Below are 19,316 nucleotides of genomic sequence, written 5' to 3'. Positions count from 1 at the left end.
GGCAAGCTGCCAGATGTTCACGCCTCCCGACGTGCAGGAATCAGGCTTTCAGCCCTCAGACAAGCCGATCACGGTCGACAATGTCGCCGCCAACGGCAAGCTCGCCCAACTGGCGAAGGCGCAGCACCCGCGCATCCTCGCCACCTATGGCGGAGAATATTCCGACCCCAAGCTCGAGCGCATGGTGGCCAAGATCGTCGGCAGACTGACCGTAGTGTCGGCCAACCCGACCCAGACCTACCGCATCACCATCCTCAACTCGCCCAACGTCAATGCCTTCGCGCTGCCGGGCGGCTATCTCTACATCACCCGGGGCCTGCTGGCCTTGGCCAACGATTCAGCCGAGCTTGCCGCCGTCATTGCGCATGAGATGGGCCACGTTACGGCCAATCACGGCCTGCAGCGCCAGCAGCTGGAAGCCGAAGAGGGGTTGGCGACCAAGGTCGTTTCGGATGTGCTCGGCGACAACCCGACGGCCAAGGCGGCGCTGATCCGCGGCAAGCTGAGGCTGGCCCAGTTCTCGCGCAATCAGGAGCTGGAGGCCGACGCCATCGGCATCAAATCGATCGGCGAAGCCGGTTTCGATCCCTACGCCGCCGGCCGCTTCCTGCAGTCGATGTCGGCCTATACCGATTTCCGCTCGATCAGCGGCGCCACCGACGCCAGCCTCGACTTCCTGGCGACGCACCCCAACACGCCGCAGCGTATCGACCTCGCGCAACGCCACGCCCGCCAGTTCGGCGCGCCCGGTGTCGGGTCGCGCGACCGCGATTCATTCCTTTCCGGCGTAGACGGGCTGCTTTACGGCGACACACCGGAGGAAGGCTATGTGCGCGGCGAAACTTTCCTGCATCCTGGCCTCGGCGTGTCGTTCTCGGTGCCCAATGGCTTCATCATCGACAATTCGGCAGCGGCGGTGACGGCGACAGGCCCGGGCGACATCGCGATCCGCTTCGACGGCGTTTCGATCGACAACGGCCGCTCGCTGACCGACTACATCCGCAGCGGCTGGGTTGCCGGCCTCGACGCCAGCAGCGTGCGCCAGGAGACGATCAACGGCAACGAAGCGGCAACCGCGCATGCTGGCGCCGATGGCTGGCAATTCGATATTGCGGTGATCCGCGCCGGCGGTCAGGTCTACCGCTTGCTGACCGCGGCGCCTTCGGCCAGCACCTCGCTGAGCACGGTGGCGCGCTCGGTCAGCGGCTCGTTCCGCATCCTGAGTGCTGCCGAGAAGGCGGCGTTGAAGCCGCTGCGTATCCGCATCGTCACGGTGCAGCCCGGCCAGACAATGGGCTCCCTGGCCGCACAGATGGTCGGCGTCGACCGCAAGCTGGATTTGTTCAGGGTGCTCAACGCGCTGTCGCCGGGCGCTGCCGTTTCGGCCGGCGACAAGGTCAAGATCGTCACCGACAAGTAATCGCGACGCTGCTTGTGTAAGGGCCAGAGCCTGAATACCGTGGCAAGCTGCGCGCCATGCAACGAGGCGGTTTTGTACACTTTCTTCAATTTCATGATGAAAACGCTGGTCGCTAAAGCGGAGCGCAGCAGGTTTCCAAGGTTCTTTGTGGTGGTCTGCTGCCTGCTTTCGATTTCACTGGCGGTAGGCCTGACATATGTCAAACAGCATCAACCGGGCAGCGGGCAAGAAATAATCAGCCAGGACGTGGCACGTTAGGCTGCGAGAAATTCCGGGTTCTGCTTCACCAGAGCTGCCTTGAGCTTTTCCATGGCGCGCGCCTCGATCTGCCGGACACGTTCCTTGGAGATGCCGAGCGTCTCGCCGAGCGCTTCGAGCGTCGCGCCCTCGTCGCTCAGCCGGCGCTCCTCGATAATCCTGAGTTCTCGCGCATTGAGCGCGCCGAGCGCCGTCTTCAGCCAGACAGAGCGGCGTTCGACATCGATCGTGTCGCCGACGACCTCGTCGGGCAGCGGGTCATCCGAAACCAGGAACTCCATCCGCTCGGTTGCGCCCGCATCGTCGGCAAGCGGCGTGTTGAGCGAGCTGTCGGGTGCCGAAAGGCGGGAATCCATCATCGCCACATCGGCCTCGGAAACGCCGAGAGCCGCCGACACTTCGCGGTAAAGCGTGGCATTCGACGTCTGCTCGGCGCCGTTTGCCAGGCGGGCGCGCAGGCGCCGCAGGTTGAAGAACAGCGCCTTTTGCGCGGAGCTGGTGCCGCCGCGCACGATCGACCAGTTGCGCAGGATATAATCCTGCATCGAGGCGCGGATCCACCATGTCGCATAGGTCGAGAACCGCACGTCGCGCTCGGGCTCGAAACGGGCCGCGGCCTCCAGCAGCCCGACATGGCCTTCCTGGATCAGGTCGCCCAGGGGAAGGCCGTAGTGGCGGAACCGCGACGCCATGGAAATAACCAGCCGCATATGGGCGACGGTGATGCGGTGCAGCGCGTGCTGGTCATTGTTCTCCTTCCAGCGCAGCGCCAAGAGATGCTCTTCGTCGCGCTCCAGGTAAGGGGCTTTCATCGCCGCGCGAACCATGGTCCGTCCTGCACTGTCTTGCATCATGCCGCGCTCCTGCTTCAGGCGTTGCGGTGCGATCGCTGAATCGTGAGTTGGCGCCGATGGTTGAAATGGCGGCGCCGCGCCCTACAACAGCCAAGAACGTGCGATGCGGGGGAATGTTCCCCCGGACTGTCATGCCGATTGCGCTGTTCCAGGCGATTCGCCATCGGCCTTGACTCAGCCGGGTGCCGCCGGGAGGTGTTGGTTGAGAATGGGATTTCAAGGGCGCGAGATTTTTGAAATTTAGTTTCTTATTTTGGCATCGCGCATCTGTCATTTTCCGGCACTCGCAACGACGCCGGACATCGGCCAAGGACGGGATCACAGAAAAATGAAATGGCTCAAATCGCTCATTATCGCCGGAACGCTGCAGGTTCTGGCAATCGCCGCCGGTCATGCCGGCGCCAATCTCGACCAGATCAAGCAGTCCGGCGTCTTCAAGGTCGGCACGGAGGAACCTATGCGCCCTTCACCTATCATGATGCTTCCGGCGCGCTGGTCGGCTTCGACGTCGAGATCGCCCGGGCCATCGCCGAGCGCCTCGGCGTCAAAGCCCAGTTCCTCGAAGGCAAATGGGACGGGCTGATCGCCGGTCTCGACGCCAACCGCTACGATGCCGTCATCAACGAGGTCGGCATCACCGAGGCGCGCAAGGCCAAATATGATTTCTCCGATCCTTACATCGCCTCCAAGGCGGTGCTGATCGTGCGCGGCGACAACACCGACATCAAGGGTTTCGCCGATCTCAAGGGCAAGAAGGCGGCGCAGTCGCTGACCTCGAATTTCGGCAAGCTGGCTGAAACCAATGGCGCCGAGCTCGTCGGCACCGACGGCTTCGACCAGTCGATCCAGCTTCTTCTCACCGGCCGCGCCGACGCCACCATCAACGACAGCCTGTCCTTCCTCGACTTCAAGAAGCACAAGCCCGACGCCAATGTGAAGATTGCCGCGCAGGAAGAAAACGCCGACTATTCCGGCGTCATCGTGCGCAAGGGCGATCCGGAACTGGTGGCCGCCATCAATAAGGCGCTGGCCGACATCAAGGCCGACGGTACCTACCAGAAAATCGCCGATACCTATTTCGGCCAGGACGTTTCGAAGTAAACGGCTTTTCTCGCGTGGGCCGAATGCCGGCCCGCGTCGTTCATGTCGCGGCGAGCTGTCTTTGACGGCCCGCCGCTTTCGCGTGATATGAGCGACGGCAATCTGGCAAGGAGGAGGCTTCGTGCCGCACTGGCTGCAATTGATGCTGGAATCCCTGCCTACGCTGCTGTGGGCTGCACTGATCTTCACCGTGCCGTTGACGCTGCTGTCGTTTGCATTCGGTCTTGTCCTCGGCCTGGTCGTGGCGCTTGTCCGGCTGTTCGGTCCCAAACCGCTGGTCGCCGTGGTCCGCTTCTATGTCTGGATCTTCCGCGGCACGCCGCTTCTCGTGCAACTGTTCCTTATCTTCTACGGCCTGCCATCGGTCGGCATCCTGCTCGACGCTTTTCCGGCAGCACTGATCGGCTTTACCTTGAACATCGGCGCATATTCGTCGGAAATCATCCGCGCCGTCATTGGTTCGGTGCCGAAGGGCCAGTGGGAAGCGGCCTATTCGATCGGCATGACCTGGGCCCAGGCAATGCGGCGCACCATTCTTCCACAGGCGGGGCGCGTCGCCGTGCCGCCGCTGTCCAACACCTTCATCTCACTGGTCAAGGATACATCGCTCGCCGCCGCCATTACCGTGCCCGAGATGTTCCAGGCGGCGCAGCGCATTGTCGCCACCACTTATGAGCCGCTGATCCTCTATGTCGAGGCAGCGGCTCTCTACCTGGTCATGAGCTCCGTGCTGTCGGCCTTGCAGGCCCGATTGGAAACGCGGCTTAACCGCTATGGTGGCTTCCTGGAGGCGCGCGCATGATCGGCCTCACCAACATCGAAAAGCGTTTCGGCGACAATTTGGTGCTGAAGGGTGTGACCGTCACCATCGAGGAAGGTAGCGTCACCGCGCTTGTCGGGCCATCGGGCGGCGGGAAAAGTACGCTTTTGCGCTGCATCAACCTGCTCGAGCTGCCGACTTCAGGCACGGTGCGAATCGGCGACGATGCACTCGAATTCCACCCCGGCGGCAGGGTCTCGACCAGGGATATCCAGCGGCTGCGGCTGCAGACCGGCATGGTGTTCCAGAATTTCCAGCTGTTTCCGCATCGCACCGCGATTGAGAACATCATGGAGGGGCTGGTGACGGTGCTGAAATGGCCCAAGGAAAGGGCGCGCGAACGGGCGCTCGCCCTGCTCGAAAAGGTCGGCATGGCGCACAAGGCCGACGCCTGGCCGGCGACGCTGTCAGGCGGCCAGCAGCAGCGCGTGGCGATTGCCCGGGCGCTGGCGCCGTCGCCGAAAGTGCTGCTCTGCGACGAGCCGACCTCGGCACTCGATCCGGAACTGGCGCAAGAGGTGGTCGACGTGCTCGGCAAGCTCGCCAGCGAGGGCACGACCATGGTGATGGCGACGCATGATCTGAGGCTCGCCTCCAAGATCGCGCGGGAAGTGGTGTTCCTCGATGCCGGCAACATCGTCGAACAAGGGCCGGCCGCGGTGCTGTTCAGCAACCCGGAGCGCCAGCGGACCAAGCGGTTCATCGCCACGCTGAAGCAGGAGGCGGAAAGGGAGGGCGGTGTCGAAGGTTAGATATGCATTCGCCGATCCCAAAAATAAAAACCCGGCGCGAGGCCGGGCTTTTCTGAATTCGAAGGCGAAAAGGCTCAGGCGGCCTCTTCCTGCTCGGCTTCCTCGTTGTCGGCCTTGGCCCCGCGCTTGGGGCCCTTGTTGAGGTTCACCTCGATAAGGCGCACCGCTTCGGTCTCCGACATGCGGTTGACGGCCGCGATCTCGCGGGCCATGCGGTCGAGGGCCGCCTCGTAGAGCTGGCGCTCGGAATAGGACTGCTCCGGCTGGTTGTCAGCGCGATAGAGGTCGCGCACCACTTCCGAGATCGAGATCAGATCGCCGGAGTTGATCTTGGCATCATATTCCTGGGCGCGGCGCGACCACATGGTGCGCTTGACGCGGGCCCGGCCCTGCACGACCTTCAGCGCGCGCTCGACATAATCCTCTTCCGACAGCTTGCGCATGCCGATCGAGGTCGCCTTGGCGACTGGCACCTTCAGGCGCATCTTGTCCTTCTGGAAGTCGATGACGAACAGTTCCAGCTTGTGGCCCGCGACTTCCTGCTCATCGATCGAGACGATCTGGCCGACACCATGCGCCGGATAGACGATGTACTCGCCGGTCTTGAAACCGTGGCGCGCTGCGGTGGACTTCTTCTGCGGGGTGATCGTTGCCATTACGCCCTGAACTCCTTGTTGTGGTACCGGCATCGTGCCGGCCCGAACTCGTGCGACCGGGGTGACCGGTCCTTAGCCACACAACGATGAACTCACCGGAAGGCCAGGACCGGCAAATCGCAACATTGCGACCGCCTGCCCCAGATCGCTCTGGTCCGGATTGAGAAATTCACCTTTCAGTGATTTGGGGCGTTTGCGCCATAAATCGACGTTGTGTCACCGGCATGTTGGGCTGATATAACACAAAAAGTCGGAAGAATCAAGGTTTTGCTGCACGCGCGAAGGCCATGCGCCATCGCCGCCTGTCAAGGCAGTTAATGTATCACGTCTGTTACGCCGCGTCAGGCTGCCGCAATCAGCGCTCTCGTTAATCGCCTTCGCCGGGCTCCGGGGAGAAATATTTCTCGAATTTGCCAGCTTCCCCGTCGAAGGATTTGGCGTCGGCCGGGGGCTCCTTCTTGGCGGTGATGTTGGGCCATTTATCGGCATATTCGGTGTTGATCTGCAGCCATTTGTCGAGGCCCGACTCGGTGTCGGGCTTGATCGCGTCGGCCGGGCATTCCGGTTCGCAGACGCCGCAGTCGATGCACTCGTCCGGGTGGATGACGAGCATGTTCTCACCTTCGTAGAAACAGTCGACCGGACAGACCTCGATGCAGTCCATGTATTTGCATTTTATGCAATTGTCGGTCACGACATAGGTCATTGGTCGGCTCCGGGACGTCCCATTTTGTTGGGCTTTTTTGGTGAGGTAACGCCTTTGTCCGCCGCTGGCAAGGGCAGCCCTTGCCAGCGGTGCCGGGGTTTCCGGAATGGAATTCCAGAGGCCCGGCAAAGCGGAAGTTCGACCTTGCTCAATCGTCGCCGAGCAGGTGGTCGGTCTGGCGGCGTTCCTTCTTCGTCGGGCGACCGCTGCCGGCCTCGCGCAACGGCGGCACCGCATCCGGAAGCGCCTCGCCCTTGGGCGCGGGGGGCGGCGACATGTCCTCGTAAAGCAGGCGGGCTTCTTCGGCCGGGCCGCGCCGTGCGCCGGTGCCAAGGACTTTCCAGACGAAGATCCGCCGCTCGAGCGTGATGGTCAAAACGTCACCCGGCCGGACCGTATCGGATGCCTGCGCTGCTTTGTCGCGATTGATGCGGACGCGTCCGGTGACGACCAGCTTGGCTGCCAGCGTGCGTGATTTTACCGCGCGCGAGAAGAACAGCCACTTGTCGATGCGCTGGCGGGCATCAGTGACCATCGGACGAACAGCTTACTTCTTCAGCTGGTCGCGCAACGCGGCGAGCTTGGCGAAGGGCGAGTCCGGATCGAAGCGGACCGGGCGTTCCTCACGCGGCTTTGGCTGGAAGGCGGGCTTTGCGCCTTGGGCGCCGCCTTTGCCGTCCTGCCGTCCAGCCTTCCAGTCGGGCCGGTTTTCGCGCCGGTCGAGGCGTTCGCCTTGCGGCTTGCCGGCGCGCTGCTCTGCCGCCTCGCCTTGCGGCTTGGGCTTGAACTTGCTGCGGTCGAAGCGTGGCTTGCCGGCGCCGTCGCGCTGATCGTGGCGCCCTTGACGGGCGGGCCGGTCGCCCGGCGTCGGTTGCCCGCCGGCATCTACCGGCGCATCGCTGCGGCCGTCCGGCGCAGCTTGACCATTGCGCGGGCGACTGTCCCGATGATTGTCCCGGGGGCGGTTGTCATGCTGGCGATGACGCGGGCGCTGGTCGAAACGACCCTGCCGCCACAACAGCACAGGTTTTGGCTCCTCGGCTTCTGGGGCAGCTTCGCCGGCGACGGCTTCCGCCGTTGCTGCAGGTTCGGCCGGCGATGCTTCCATAGTGTCGGAAACCGGCGGCTCTGCCGGTGCCGTAGCCTCAGTTTCCGCCCCAAGTTCCGTCCTTGGCTCAGCCGCTGGTTCTGCAGCCGCTTCGGCGGCGGGCTGGGTCTCTTGCGTGACTTCTGCCGCAGCTTCAGGGGCTGGAGCTTCCGGCTGGTCTTCCGCGACAGGCTCTGCCGCCGCTTCGGTCACGGCTTCGGCCGCCTCCGCAACAGGAGCCGCATCCGACACAGGCTCCGAAGCCTCCGCCGAAACCTCCGCCGGCGGCTCTGCCGCGGCAGCTGCTTCCGCCATCCTCGCCTGCTCGGCTCGCGTTGCCTCTTCCGCCGCCTGCTTTGCAGCGGCCGCTTCACGCGCGGCATTGTCCTGTGCTTCGAGCCGCGCCTTGACCTCGGCCGCCGGCTTGGCATCGGCGCGATAGCCGAGCCCCTTCAGGATTTCTTCCATGTCGTCCGCGGTGGCGCCGAGGATCGACATCATCGGCGGCGTCACCATGAAGGACTGACCGTCATAGGCGCCGTCGGGGCGAGGTCCGAGGCCCGGCTTCCAGTTGGTCGCCGGCCGGATCAGGTCGGCCAGCCGTTCGAGAATATCGACGCGTACAGCACGCCGGCCAAGATTGCGGTAGCCCGCCAGCTTGTAGAAGGTCTTGTCGAAGGTTGGATCGATGACCACCGAGGTGCGGCCGGAGGCCAGTGCGTGAACGACATCGCCGAAGCCGGGCTTGTCCTTGCCGTCGTTTCTCAGCGCCCACAGCAGCGTTATCAACCCGGCCGGCGCCGGCTTGATCAGCGCCGGCACGAAGACATGGTAGGCGCCGAAGCGCACGCCGAGACGGCGAAGCGCCGCGCGGCCCTCCTGGTCGAGCGACTTCATCTCGTCGGCGATGTCGCGACGGTTGATGAGGCCGAAATGCTCGACGAGCTGGAAAGCGATGCCGCGGCCGATGCCGGTGATCTGCTCGGCATTCTTGAGATCGACCAGCGGCTTCAGCAGGGATTCGATCTGGAAATTGACGAAGCGCTCGGCGCGCGCCGCAACCTTGTCGCGGGCCGGGCCGGTGAGTTGCTCGTCGGCGAGCAGAACGAGACGCGGCTTCAAAGCGTCTTCGCCAGCGACCAGCGTGCCGATCGGCGCGCCGATCCAGCGCAGCGTGCCATCCGAACCCAGCGCGATGTCGCCATTGGCCGAGGCGCCGAAGCGTTCGGCACGCGCCTCGAACTCGGCGGCAAGCGCCTTCTGCGCCGCCGCCCGCACCGCCTTGGCGTCCTCGCCGCCGGCGCTCTGGTCGGCGGTGAAGCGGAAACCCTGCAACTCGCCGACGTGATGGCCTTCGACGAGGACGGTTCCGGTTGGGCTGATTTCGGCTTCAGGCATCGTGTTTTCTCTAAGGCGCCGCATGAGGACGGAAGTCCTGCGGTCTACAAAACGTTTCGTCAACCGCTCATGCAGCGCATCCGACAATCTGTCTTCGATTTCGCGCGTCTTTTCCTGCCAGTGTGCCCGATCGGCCAGCCAGCCGGGCCGGTTGGAAACGAAGGTCCATGTGCGGATCTGGGCAATCCTGTGCGATAGCGTGTCGATATCGCCTTCAGTGGTGTCGGCCCGGCGCACCTGCTCGGCCATGTAGTTCTCGTCGACATGGCCGTGCCTGGCAAGGTCCATGTAGATGGAGGCGATCAAGTCGGCGTGCTGGGCCGGCGCGATCTTCCTGTAGTCGGGCAGCGCGCAGGCTTCCCACAGCAGCGCCACCCGCTTGGCGTCGGTGGTGAGTGCCCGGATGTCCTCGTCGCGCGACAGATGCTCGAGCGCCTGCGCGTCCACGGCCGGCAGTGCGCGCGTCAGGCCTTCGACCGGGGCGTTGGTCTCGATCGAGCGCTTCAGCGCATCGAGGTTGGCGAAATCGAAATGCGCGGTACGCCACTGCAGCACTTTCACCGGATCGAAATCATGCGCCTCGATCTTCTTGACCAATTCCTCATCCAGCGGATCGACCTGGCCGGTGACGCCGAAGGTGCCGTCGCGCAGATGCCGGCCGGCACGGCCGGCAATCTGGCCGAGCTCGGCCGCGGTCAGGTTGCGGTACTGGTAGCCGTCGAATTTGCGATTCTGGGCGAAGGCGACGTGGTCGAGGTCGAGGTTGAGGCCCATGCCGATGGCGTCGGTGGCGACGAGGTAGTCGACATCGCCCGACTGGAACAGCGCCACCTGGGCGTTGCGGGTGCGCGGGCTGAGCGCGCCGAGCACGACGGCGGCACCGCCCTGCTGGCGGCGGATCAGCTCGGCGATGGCATAGACCTCGTCGGCCGAGAAGGCGACGATCGCGGTGCGCCGCGGCAGGCGGGTCAGCTTCTTCGAGCCGGCATAGGCAAGATGCGACAGCCGTGGCCGGGTCACCACCGACACGCCCCGCAGCAGGCGCTGCAGAATGCCGTGCATGGTGGCCGCACCCAGCAGCAGCGTCTCCTGGCGGCCGCGCAGATGCAGGATGCGATCGGTGAAGATGTGGCCGCGTTCGAGATCGCCAGCGAGCTGGACCTCGTCGATGGCAACGAAGGCGGCGTCGGTCTCGCGCGGCATCGCTTCCACCGTGCAGACCGAGTATTTCGCGCCCGCCGGCTGGATCTTTTCCTCGCCGGTGATGAGCGCAACCTTATGGGCGCCGACCTTCTCGCAGACGCGCGTATAGACCTCGCGGGCAAGCAGCCTGAGCGGTAGGCCGATGACGCCGCTCTCATGCGCCACCATGCGTTCGATGGCGAGATGGGTCTTGCCGGTATTGGTCGGGCCGAGCACGGCCGTCACGTCTCGACCCGACAGGATCAGCGGTTCAGTGTGTTTCGGATGGATGTTCATCGGCCTGGAAATAAGGCTCTCTGCCTCGCATTGTCGGGAGCGCGCCCATATTGGCCGCGTATGACAGGCGACACATAGGGATTTCGGGCGCGAAGCGAAAGCGGAATGTGCCGAGGGCAGGCTGATTGGTCGGTTCGAAGCCAGAAATCTGTTCCCGATTAACAGTTGGAACGAGTCTGGAACGAATCAGCGACGAATCACTGACTCGCGCTGATTCAGGTTTTGTTCACGGCTACATCTGGGATTTCTGCCGGCGAGTCTCACCACATGCTGAATCACAGAAACTGGCCCGATTCATGCAGGCGGCATTCAAACGAGCACCACCGTTAACCTTTGCCGGTGAATGATCGTGGCCGGCCAATCTGCTTCGCCCAACATTATGAAATTATTGATGTTTCCTAATCCGCTTTAATCATTTCGAGGGCGTTTTCGGCTCTCGCCGTTAACGTTCCGCTCAAAGCCGGAACGAATCGGCGACGAATCAGCGATAGGCAAAGTTTCTTGGTTTGTTCACCGCAGCATGTTGTGTTGTGAACAGCTTTTCCACCGAGAATCCACAGGCTGCCGGGCAGTTTTTGCACAGGCTGGGCAGCGGCCGTTAACCTTTGCGTGCCGGATTGGGGCAGCGTGCTGAATCGAGATCTTGCAACGGGAAGACCGCTATAGAAACGGGCCGTTTTGCAGGCCCGTTCGTCCAAGCGCGTATCTATCTCAACGTAAAGATAAACGGTCAGGCGATGTACTGCCCGCCATTGGCTGATATTGTCGAGCCGGTGATGAACCCGGCATCGTCGGAAGCGAGGAAGACGACGCAGCGCGCGATCTCCTCCGGCTCGCCGAGACGGCCGACCGGGATCTGCGGAAGGACACGCTCGTTGAGCACCTTCTCGTCCATCGCTTTGACCATCTCGGTGGCGATGTAGCCGGGGCAGATGACGTTGACGGTGATGCCGGCGCGCGCGCCTTCCTGGGCCAACGCCTTGGTGAAGCCGATATCGCCGGCCTTCGAGGCCGAATAATTGACCTGGCCGACCTGCCCTTTCTGGCCATTGATCGAGGAGATGGTGATGACGCGGCCGAATTTGCGGTCGCGCATGCCGCCCCACAACGGATGCGTCATGTTGAAGACGCCGGAAAGGTTGGTGTCGAGGACCTCTTTCCATTGCTCGCGCGTCATCTTGTGGAACATCGCGTCGCGCGTGATGCCTGCATTGTTGACCAGCACCGATACGGGACCGAGATCGGCCTCTACTTGTTTGATGCCGGCAGCGCAGGCCTCGTAGTCGGCAACCGACCATTTGTAGACCGGGATGCCGGTCGCTGCCTTGAACTTTGCTGCCGCTTCCTCATTGCCGGCGTAGTTTGCGGCAACCGAATAGCCGGCGCTTTTCAAGGCGACCGATATCGCCGCGCCGATGCCGCGCGACCCGCCTGTGACGATTGCAACCTTTGTCATGTGTCCTCCCGAGCAATGCAGATGACTGAGCGTTGAAGCGGTAGGGTTTGCCCTCTATTCCCTACTCGCTTTGCGCCAGTATCCTATTCGTATCGCTTATCTCATCACAATGCTTCCACGCACATGGCAACGCCCATGCCGCCGCCGATGCACAGCGTGGCAAGACCCTTCTTGGCACTTCTGCGACGCATTTCGTAGACCAGCGTGTTGAAGATGCGGGCGCCCGAGGCGCCGACCGGATGGCCGATGGCGATGGCGCCGCCATTGACGTTGACGATGGACGGGTCCCAGCCCATGTCCTTGTTGACGGCGCAGGCCTGCGCGGCGAAGGCCTCGTTGGCTTCGACCAGATCGAGGTCGCCGACCGACCAGCCGGCCTTGGCCAGCGCCTTGCGCGAGGAGGGGATCGGTCCCGTCCCCATGATCTGCGGGTCAACGCCGGCGGTCGCCCAGGAAACGATACGCACCAGCGGCGTGATGCCGCGCCTTGCGGCTTCCGCTTCGGTCATCAGCACCACGGCGGCGGCGCCGTCATTGATGCCGGAAGCATTGGCTGCTGTCACCGTGCCGTCTTTGTCGAAGGCGGGCTTGAGCTTGGTCATGGCGTCGATCGTCGCGCCATGGCGGATGTACTCGTCCTGGTCGACTATCGTGTCGCCCTTCCTGCCCTTGACTGTGAAGGCAACGATCTCGTCGTTGAATTTTCCGCCTTTCTGCGCAGCCTCGGCCTTGTTCTGGGAAGCCAGTGCGAACTGGTCCTGGTCGTCGCGGGTGATTTGGAACTGGCGGGCGACGTTCTCCGCCGTGTTGCCCATATGGTAACCATAGAAGGCATCGGTCAGGCCGTCCTTGATCATGGTGTCGATCAGCTTGAAATCGCCCATCTTGACGCCACCGCGCAGATGCTGCGCATGCGGAGCCATCGACATCGATTCCTGGCCGCCGGCAACGATGATTTTTGCATCGCCCTGGGCGATCTGCTGCATGCCGAGCGCGATGGCGCGCAGGCCGGAGCCGCAGAGCTGGTTCAGGCCCCAGGAGGTCGCCTCCTGCGGCACGCCGGCGGCCATGGCCGCCTGCCGCGCCGGGTTCTGCCCTTGAGCCGCGGTCAGGATCTGGCCGAGAATGACCTCGTCCACCTCCTTGCCGTCGACGCCGGCGCGGGCAAGCGCTTCCCTGACGGCGACGGCACCCAGTTCATGAGCTGGCGTGTTGGCGAAGGCGCCGTTGAAGGAGCCGACAGGCGTGCGCGCCGCACTGGCGACAACGATGGCGTTGGAAGCGGACATGTTCTTCTCCAAACTTTCGGGGAGCGATTTCGGGTGCCGTCGGGGACTTTTCTTGCCCTTTCCACAACCCGAGTCAAACCCGAAATGGGCATGGCGTTCCTCCGCGGCAAGCAGGCCGCGCGTCGCTGCGATGACGGCCCATCCGTGCTGCGCAGCATAAAATGTTCCCGCACTGCACAAACAGCTTGGATTCATGATGCTTTTGCGCATATCCTTTAACAAGGCGCAATCGTTACCGGCGGCTTACTTAAGCTGGCCGGTGTCCGGGGAGGATGCAGATGGCCGCGAAAGACGAACCTATTGTTATCAAGAAATATGCCAATCGCCGTCTCTACAATACGGGCACCAGCACCTATGTGACGCTCGAGGATCTCGCAGAAATGGTCAAAAAAGGCGAGGACTTTACTGTCCAGGACGCCAAGACCGGCGACGACATCACGCATCCGGTGCTGACCCAGATCATCTTCGAGCTGGAGAACAAGGACGGGCAGAACATGCTGCCGATCCCGTTCCTGCGTCAGCTCATCGCCTACTACGGCGACCAGATGCAGATGATCGTGCCAAGCTTTCTCGAACAGTCGATGCTGGCCTTCTCGAAGGAGCAGGAACGCTTTCGCGAGCAGATGAAAGATGCCCTCGGCAAGTCGCCGATGGACATGATGAAGATCGCGACGCCGATCAAGGTGCTGGAGGAGCAGACTCGGCGTAACATGGAAATGTTCCAGAACGCCATGCGGCTGTTCACGCCGTTCCCGCCTGCGGGGTCTGCGCCGGCAGCAGCACCGGCCGAACAGGCCAGGAAAGAAACACCGGAAAAACCGGACGACCTTCAGGAGCTGAAGGAGCAGATCGCCGCGATGCAGCGCAAGCTCGACACGATGTCGTGACTGCCGGCCGGCGAAGCGCCGGCCCAAAATTTCCCTCAGCAGGCCCGTGTCAGAAAACATCTTCGCCTCGAAGGTGAAGATGTCATCCACGCTCTATTTTGTGGCACGCTCTATTTCGTGGCATGCCCTATTTCGTGGTCACCGTCACCAGAGCGGTAACAGGTTTGCCGTCTACTAGAATGGGCCGGTGATGATCATCGGCAAGAAGCACGCCGATCACGTGTCTGCCGGCGGCATCCGGGCAATGGCCGAAACGGGCCTTGATAAGATCACCGCCAAAGTCGCTGTTCATGCTGTTGTACGGCTTGCCGGGGATGTTGCAGGTGTCTCCGTTGGGATCGATCTTCATATGCACGTGGCCGCATTGCTTGATTTCCCCGCACTCACCCGCAGTGAGCAGCCTGAAGTTGCTCCTGACGACAACGCCTATCGCCTTCTCAGGAGAATTGCCCAGTTCGACAACTGAACCTGCCGTCGGCCAGACGACTTCCAGGGTGGGCCGATCCTCGGCCTCGGCAGATACGAGCGACAATAAGGAGAAAGCGAGGGCAGTCGTTGCGGTGATGCGAAACATGGTAACCTCCGTTGCGATGTAAACATTGATTACATACGCAGCGCTCGAACACAAGGGAAATAATCAGTGATTACATTCCGCTCTCGTGCTATTTGACTGAGATGACCAAGACAACTGATTCCGACGAAGCCGGAGATGCCAAGCGATACCATCACGGCAATCTCGTCGAGGCCTTGATCACGGCAACCGTGGAGATCATCGAGGAGCGGGGAGCCGAGCATGTGTCCGTACGCGAGGCCGCAAAACGTGCCGGCGTTTCGCCCGGCGCGCCATTCCGGCATTTTCGATCGAAAACAGCGCTGCTCACCGCGGTCGCCGAACAGGCCATGGATCGGCTGACAAAGGCCGTTGCCAAGGCGCGGTCGAAAATCGACAGCGCAGATCCCATTGAGGCCTTCGAAGCAATCGGACAAGGCTATCTGGAATGGGCAATTAGCAACCCCACGCATTTCCAGATCATCAGTTCCCGAACCCTGATTGATTTTGAAGGGTCGGACAGCCTTCGTGATCAGAATGAGGCTATTCGGCGGACGATGATCGACTTGCTGACGCAAGCGCAACAACAGGGTCGGCTTGCTCCCGGCACCGACTTTGATCATCTTGTGCTTGCCGCGCGTGCACTCGTTTATGGGTTGGCACGCATGGCGATCGATGGTCATTTCCGGGAATGGCATCCGTCCGAGCCGCCAGCCCTGGCCGCGCAGCGGGCTCTCCGACTTTTCATGAGCCGGATGACCATTCCATCTAAAGCTTAATCCGCCAGCACCCAAAAAAGGGCCCGCGATTGCGTCGCCAGCTAATGGAACTCCGGCAGCGGTCCCTGGTAGCGGGCGCGTGGTCTGATCAGGCCGCTGCTTGTCACCTGCTCCACGGCATGCGCGGCCCAGCCGATGCTGCGGCCGAGCGCAAACAAGCGAAACGGCGCATCGGACGGCAAACGGAGGCTGCGCGTCAGCGCGGCCAAGGCGAAATCGACGTTCGGGCGCATGCCCGTTGCCGCAAAGGCCGCATCGCAAAGCCGTAACAGCCCATCATCGACATCGATCGCGGCCAGCAACGGTTCCGCACGCGGATCGCCGTCGGGATAAAGCGGATGGCCAAATCCGGGCAGTGGCCTGTCGTGACCGAGCCAGCGTCCGACAGCCGCATCCGGCCCCAATCTCTGCGCATCCTCCGCCAGCATCATGACCGCCTCCGCGGCGCCGCCATGGCGCGGACCGGAGAGCGTGGCGAGGCCAGCAAGCAAGCAGGCCGAAACAGGTGCACCGGTGGACGCGGCGACCCGCGCGGCGAAGGTCGATGCGTTCAGTTCGTGATCGGCCAACAGCACCAGCGAGCGGCGGATCCGGGCTTGGAGCGGGTCTGTTTGGCAAAACCCTCAGCCAAATTGGCGCAGATCGCCTTGCTGGAACGACGTAGTTGATCGGCGAGCGCGTATTGCTCCATTTTCGGAAAAGCAAGCGTGGCTCTGTGTACCCCAAGGGAAACCGCATAGGCGCGCTTATAGACTTCCAAATCCCTCGCGTGCTCGATGTAGGCCCCTGGCTTCTCCATTCTTCAGTTCTTCAACTCGTCAGTTCGTCAATTCCTCAGTTCCTCTATTCGAGCAGCGGCGACCAGGCCGGATCCGAGGCGAAGTTCGCTGTCGGGATCGACTGTTCGTTGCGGCCGGTGAGGTCGACCGACACAAGTTTTGGTCCGCCATTGGAATCGCGGAAGAACATCAGCACCCGGCCGTTGGGTGCCCAGGTCGGCCCTTCCTGCTGAAAGCCGGTGGACAGGATGCGCTCACCCGAACCGTCGGTGCGCATGACGCCGATCTGGAATTCGCCGCCGGTCTGCTTGGTGAAGGCGATGAGATCGCCGCGCGGCGACCACACCGGCGTCGAATAGACGCCGTCGCCGAACGAGATGCGGGTCTGGCCCGAGCCGTCGGCGCCCATCACATAGATCTGCGCCCGGCCGCCGCGGTCCGAGGTGAACACCACCTTGCTGCCGTCGGGCGAGTAGGATGGCGACGTATCGATGGCGGTCGAGTTGGTAAGCCTGGTCGTCGAGCGGCTTCTCAGGTCCATGGCGAAGATGTTGGAATTTCCGTCGTCGCGCAGAAGGCTCATGATTACTTTCTGGCCGTCCGGCGAAAAGCGCGGCGCAAACGTCATGCCGGGGAAATTGCCGACCAGCTCGCGCTGCCCCGTCTCGATCTGCAGCAGGTACACCCGCGGCTGACCGCTCTCGTAGGACATATAGGTGATTTCCTGCCGGTTCGGCGAGAAGCGCGGCGTCAGCACGATCGACTTGCCGTTCGAGAGATAGCGGACGTTGGCGCCGTCCTGGTCCATGATGGCAAGCCGCTTCTTGCGCGCATTCTTGGCACCGGACTCGTCGATGAAGACGACGCGCGTGTCGAAATAGCCCTTCTCGCCGGTCAGCCGTTCGTAGATGGCGTCGGCGATGATGTGGGCGACGCGCCTGGTATTGGCGTCGTTGGCGAAGAACTGTTCGCCCGACATCTGCTGGCCGGCAAAGGTGTCCCACAGCCGGTACTGGGCGCGGACACGGCCGTCAGCCTCCTTGCCGACACTGCCGGTGACCAGCGCCTGCGCATTGATCACCTTCCAGTCCTCGAAGCGCGGCGTGGCATCCGGGTTCGAGATCTTTTCGATGAAGGCGCTTTTGTCGATCGGCGCGAACAGGCCGGAGCGTTTCAGGTCGGCACTGACGATGTCGGAAATCTCGGCGCCGAGCGCATCGCCGCCCTGGAAATCGGTGATGGCGATCGGCAACGGCTCGACATTGCCCTTGTTGACGTTGAGCTCAACGAGCGCCCGCGCCGGCAGGGTGGCAGCAACGGTCATGCCCAGCGCCATCGCTGCGATCGCCAGGAGCGGCTTGAGAATGGATTTCATGTCTTCTCGCTTCTCTTCAAGGATTCTATGGGGGCGCCGGCCTAGAGGCCCAGCATCTCCCTCGGATCGAAAGTGACCTGGATGTCGGACCAGATGTCCTGCTTGCCTGCGGGAACCTGCAAGCCAGCCATGTCGCATTTCTGAACCGCGCGAACGGCACTTTCGTCAAACGGGCGGTTTCCGCTCGACTTTTCGACAGTAGGCCGGCCATCCAGCTTGCCCGACGCGTCAAGATTGAAGCGGACCACGGCGACGAGATCCTCCGCGCCTTCCACTCCGACTGGCAGGGTCCAGCATCCTTGAAGCTGATTTTCCAGGGTTCCCATCTCCGATTTGGAGAGCTTCTGGCCCTGATCCTTGTCGCCGCCGAGCGAAGACTGTTGGGTCGAGCGCTTGGCGCCGCCACCGGCCGGCTTCCGCTTGTCGAGCAGAGCCGAAATCTCATCGGCGTTGAATTGCTTGTCGTCCGATTTCGGCTTGGATGAGGCTTCCTTGACCGGCTTGTCGGCATCCTTGCGCTCCGGCGCCTTGGCGCTTTCGGCCTGGACCGGCTGCGGCTTCGGCCGAGCCTCAGGCGCGGGGGCCGAGTCGGGAAGCTGCGCCTCCTCGGTTGGCGGTTCCTTGGCAATCGCCTCGGCGACGGCGTCCGGCTTGACCTCGGGCTGTGGATCGATCGCGGCGGTCTTGTCCTGCGGCGGCGTGGGCGTCGGCTCCTTGGCCGGCGTCGGCTTGGGCTCGGTCTGCTTGACCGGTTCTGGCTTGACCTCTTCCTTCGGCTGCGGCACCGGCGCTACCTCCGTAGCGGGAATTGGCTTCGGCTCTTCCTTCGGCTTCGGCACGTCCTCGGGCTTGGGCTTTTCGACCGGCGTCGGCGCGGGTGGCGGGGCCGCCGTCATGTCGACTGGCTGGGGCTTGGGCTCAGGTGTCGGCGGCTTGTCGGTGTCGACGCTGTTATCGCCGACTTTCTGGGCGTCGGGAACGATGTCGGGACGCTGCGTCGGCACCGGCGCCGGCTTGTCGTGCATCACAGCCTTCTTGTCGCCTTGCAGGATCTGTGCCGTCGCTTCCATCGGCACGATCTCGACCGACACCGATTCCGCATCAGACGCGGGCATCGCGGGCGGCGAGGACAACGTGAACAGGCCGAAGGCCAGCGCCACCGTATGCAAGATCACCGATGTGGTGAGGCCGGTCCGCATGTTCTTGTCTACTGATCCTGTTCCTGCAGTGACAGGAGACTCATGTTCTTGTAGCCAGCGGCTTGGACATAGCCCATGACCTTCAGAGCCGCTCCATAATTGGTTGCCTTGTCGGCGCGAACGAAAATGCGCTCGTCATAGCCGGTCTTCGAAATCGCCTGCAGCTTTGCCACCAGTTCCTCGATCGGGATCTCGGTTTCCTGAATGAAAATCTGGCCGGCGGCATTGATTGATAGGGTAATCGGTTGCGTGTCGGCCGCAATCGGCTTGGCCTGAGTTTCCGGCAGATCGACCGGAACGCCGACCGTCAGCAACGGCGCCGCGACCATGAAGATGATCAGCAGCACCAGCATCACGTCGACCATCGGCGTGACGTTGATCTCCGATATCAGGGCGTGATGGCGGCCGCGCCGCCTGTGGCCGCGCCCGCCGCGTCCTCCGCCACCTGCGCTTACGGACATTCCCATGATC

18 protein-coding genes and 2 pseudogenes are annotated in these 19,316 nt (G+C 62.7%); 6 read left to right on the top strand and 14 right to left on the bottom strand.

Features of this window, described 5'->3' with window-relative positions:
• Positions 1-13: 13 nt before the first annotated feature.
• Complete coding sequence (locus NKI22_RS02235) at positions 14-1,420, top strand: M48 family metalloprotease (RefSeq protein WP_502897680.1); 1,407 nt, start codon at positions 14-16, stop codon at positions 1,418-1,420.
• A gap of 254 nt (positions 1,421-1,674) precedes the next feature.
• Here the strand turns inward: NKI22_RS02235 and NKI22_RS02230 are convergent, their stop codons facing one another.
• Positions 1,675-2,532 carry an RNA polymerase factor sigma-32 gene (locus tag NKI22_RS02230; protein ID WP_352958173.1) on the bottom strand — a complete coding sequence of 286 codons (858 nt, stop codon included), beginning with the start codon at positions 2,530-2,532 and terminating at the stop codon, positions 1,675-1,677.
• A gap of 328 nt (positions 2,533-2,860) precedes the next feature.
• Here NKI22_RS02230 and NKI22_RS02225 point away from each other — a divergent pair.
• The 3 genes and pseudogenes from NKI22_RS02225 to NKI22_RS02215 all read left to right on the top strand — a co-directional run bounded on the left by NKI22_RS02225 (position 2,861) and on the right by NKI22_RS02215 (position 5,205).
• Positions 2,861-3,633, top strand: a pseudogene (locus tag NKI22_RS02225) (amino acid ABC transporter substrate-binding protein).
• A gap of 121 nt (positions 3,634-3,754) precedes the next feature.
• Complete coding sequence (locus tag NKI22_RS02220) at positions 3,755-4,435, top strand: ABC transporter permease subunit (RefSeq protein ID WP_023721020.1); 681 nt, start codon at positions 3,755-3,757, stop codon at positions 4,433-4,435.
• On the top strand, positions 4,432-5,205 hold the full coding sequence (locus NKI22_RS02215; RefSeq protein ID WP_352588268.1) for an amino acid ABC transporter ATP-binding protein: 774 nt from the start codon (positions 4,432-4,434) through the stop codon (positions 5,203-5,205). Before NKI22_RS02220 ends, NKI22_RS02215 begins: the two co-directional genes overlap by 4 nt.
• Before the next feature lie 74 nt (positions 5,206-5,279).
• On the opposite strand, the gene NKI22_RS02210 is transcribed toward NKI22_RS02215, so the two are convergent.
• The 7 genes from NKI22_RS02210 to NKI22_RS02180 form a co-directional block, all read right to left on the bottom strand.
• Positions 5,280-5,861 carry a CarD family transcriptional regulator gene (locus NKI22_RS02210; RefSeq protein WP_006327799.1) on the bottom strand — a complete coding sequence of 194 codons (582 nt, stop codon included), beginning with the start codon at positions 5,859-5,861 and terminating at the stop codon, positions 5,280-5,282.
• A gap of 367 nt (positions 5,862-6,228) precedes the next feature.
• Complete coding sequence (gene fdxA / locus NKI22_RS02205) at positions 6,229-6,567, bottom strand: ferredoxin FdxA (RefSeq protein WP_023721018.1); 339 nt, start codon at positions 6,565-6,567, stop codon at positions 6,229-6,231.
• A 148-nt stretch (positions 6,568-6,715) separates the two neighbouring features.
• Positions 6,716-7,102, bottom strand: coding sequence for an RNA-binding S4 domain-containing protein (locus tag NKI22_RS02200; RefSeq protein ID WP_023721017.1), 387 nt, complete (start codon positions 7,100-7,102; stop codon positions 6,716-6,718).
• Between the two features lie 12 nt (positions 7,103-7,114).
• On the bottom strand, positions 7,115-10,531 hold the full coding sequence (locus NKI22_RS02195) for a helicase-related protein (RefSeq protein WP_352815043.1): 3,417 nt from the start codon (positions 10,529-10,531) through the stop codon (positions 7,115-7,117).
• 398 nt (positions 10,532-10,929) lie between these two features.
• Complete coding sequence (locus tag NKI22_RS02190; protein WP_352815042.1) at positions 10,930-11,229, bottom strand: hypothetical protein; 300 nt, start codon at positions 11,227-11,229, stop codon at positions 10,930-10,932.
• Between the two features lie 32 nt (positions 11,230-11,261).
• A complete protein-coding gene (phbB, locus tag NKI22_RS02185) occupies positions 11,262-11,987 on the bottom strand; it encodes an acetoacetyl-CoA reductase (RefSeq protein WP_023721015.1) in 726 nt (241 codons plus the stop codon).
• Positions 11,988-12,091: 104 nt separating this feature from the next.
• Positions 12,092-13,276, bottom strand: a complete 1,185-nt coding sequence (locus tag NKI22_RS02180; RefSeq protein WP_352480897.1) for an acetyl-CoA C-acetyltransferase — start codon at positions 13,274-13,276, stop codon at positions 12,092-12,094.
• A gap of 278 nt (positions 13,277-13,554) precedes the next feature.
• Here NKI22_RS02180 and phaR point away from each other — a divergent pair, with 278 nt between their 5' ends.
• Positions 13,555-14,163: a polyhydroxyalkanoate synthesis repressor PhaR gene (gene phaR / locus NKI22_RS02175; protein ID WP_023721013.1), complete on the top strand. Its 609-nt coding sequence runs from the start codon at positions 13,555-13,557 to the stop codon at positions 14,161-14,163.
• A gap of 127 nt (positions 14,164-14,290) precedes the next feature.
• Here phaR and NKI22_RS02170 read toward each other — a convergent pair whose 3' ends face one another.
• Positions 14,291-14,737: a hypothetical protein gene (locus tag NKI22_RS02170; protein WP_023721012.1), complete on the bottom strand. Its 447-nt coding sequence runs from the start codon at positions 14,735-14,737 to the stop codon at positions 14,291-14,293.
• A 101-nt stretch (positions 14,738-14,838) separates the two neighbouring features.
• On the opposite strand from NKI22_RS02170, the gene NKI22_RS02165 reads away from it, so the two are divergent.
• Positions 14,839-15,492 (top strand): TetR/AcrR family transcriptional regulator, encoded by a 654-nt coding sequence (locus NKI22_RS02165; protein WP_352494173.1) that lies wholly within the window; start codon positions 14,839-14,841, stop codon positions 15,490-15,492.
• A gap of 41 nt (positions 15,493-15,533) precedes the next feature.
• Here the strand turns inward: NKI22_RS02165 and NKI22_RS02160 are convergent.
• The 5 genes and pseudogenes from NKI22_RS02160 to NKI22_RS02140 all read right to left on the bottom strand — a co-directional run.
• Positions 15,534-16,082, bottom strand: a pseudogene (locus tag NKI22_RS02160) (citrate synthase); the annotation flags it as partial.
• Entirely contained in the window at positions 16,043-16,291 is a 249-nt protein-coding gene (locus NKI22_RS02155; protein WP_352815040.1) for a four helix bundle protein, read from the bottom strand. The gene NKI22_RS02155 and the pseudogene NKI22_RS02160, both read right to left, overlap by 40 nt.
• Positions 16,292-16,335: 44 nt before the next feature.
• Positions 16,336-17,607, bottom strand: a complete 1,272-nt coding sequence (gene tolB / locus NKI22_RS02150; protein WP_502897679.1) for a Tol-Pal system beta propeller repeat protein TolB — start codon at positions 17,605-17,607, stop codon at positions 16,336-16,338.
• 80 nt (positions 17,608-17,687) lie between these two features.
• Positions 17,688-18,845, bottom strand: a complete 1,158-nt coding sequence (gene tolA, locus NKI22_RS02145) for a cell envelope integrity protein TolA (protein WP_352494161.1) — start codon at positions 18,843-18,845, stop codon at positions 17,688-17,690.
• 8 nt (positions 18,846-18,853) lie between these two features.
• The gene (locus NKI22_RS02140) at positions 18,854-19,312 is read right to left on the bottom strand and encodes an ExbD/TolR family protein (protein ID WP_352494160.1); all 459 of its coding nucleotides are present in this window, start codon (positions 19,310-19,312) and stop codon (positions 18,854-18,856) included.
• Positions 19,313-19,316: the final 4 nt, after the last annotated feature.

Source organism: Mesorhizobium sp. M0778, from assembly GCF_040320105.1.
Taxonomy (GTDB): Bacteria; Pseudomonadota; Alphaproteobacteria; order Rhizobiales; family Rhizobiaceae; genus Mesorhizobium.
Note: the sequence above shows the minus strand (reverse complement) of the source record. Positions and strands in the feature narration are given on the sequence as shown.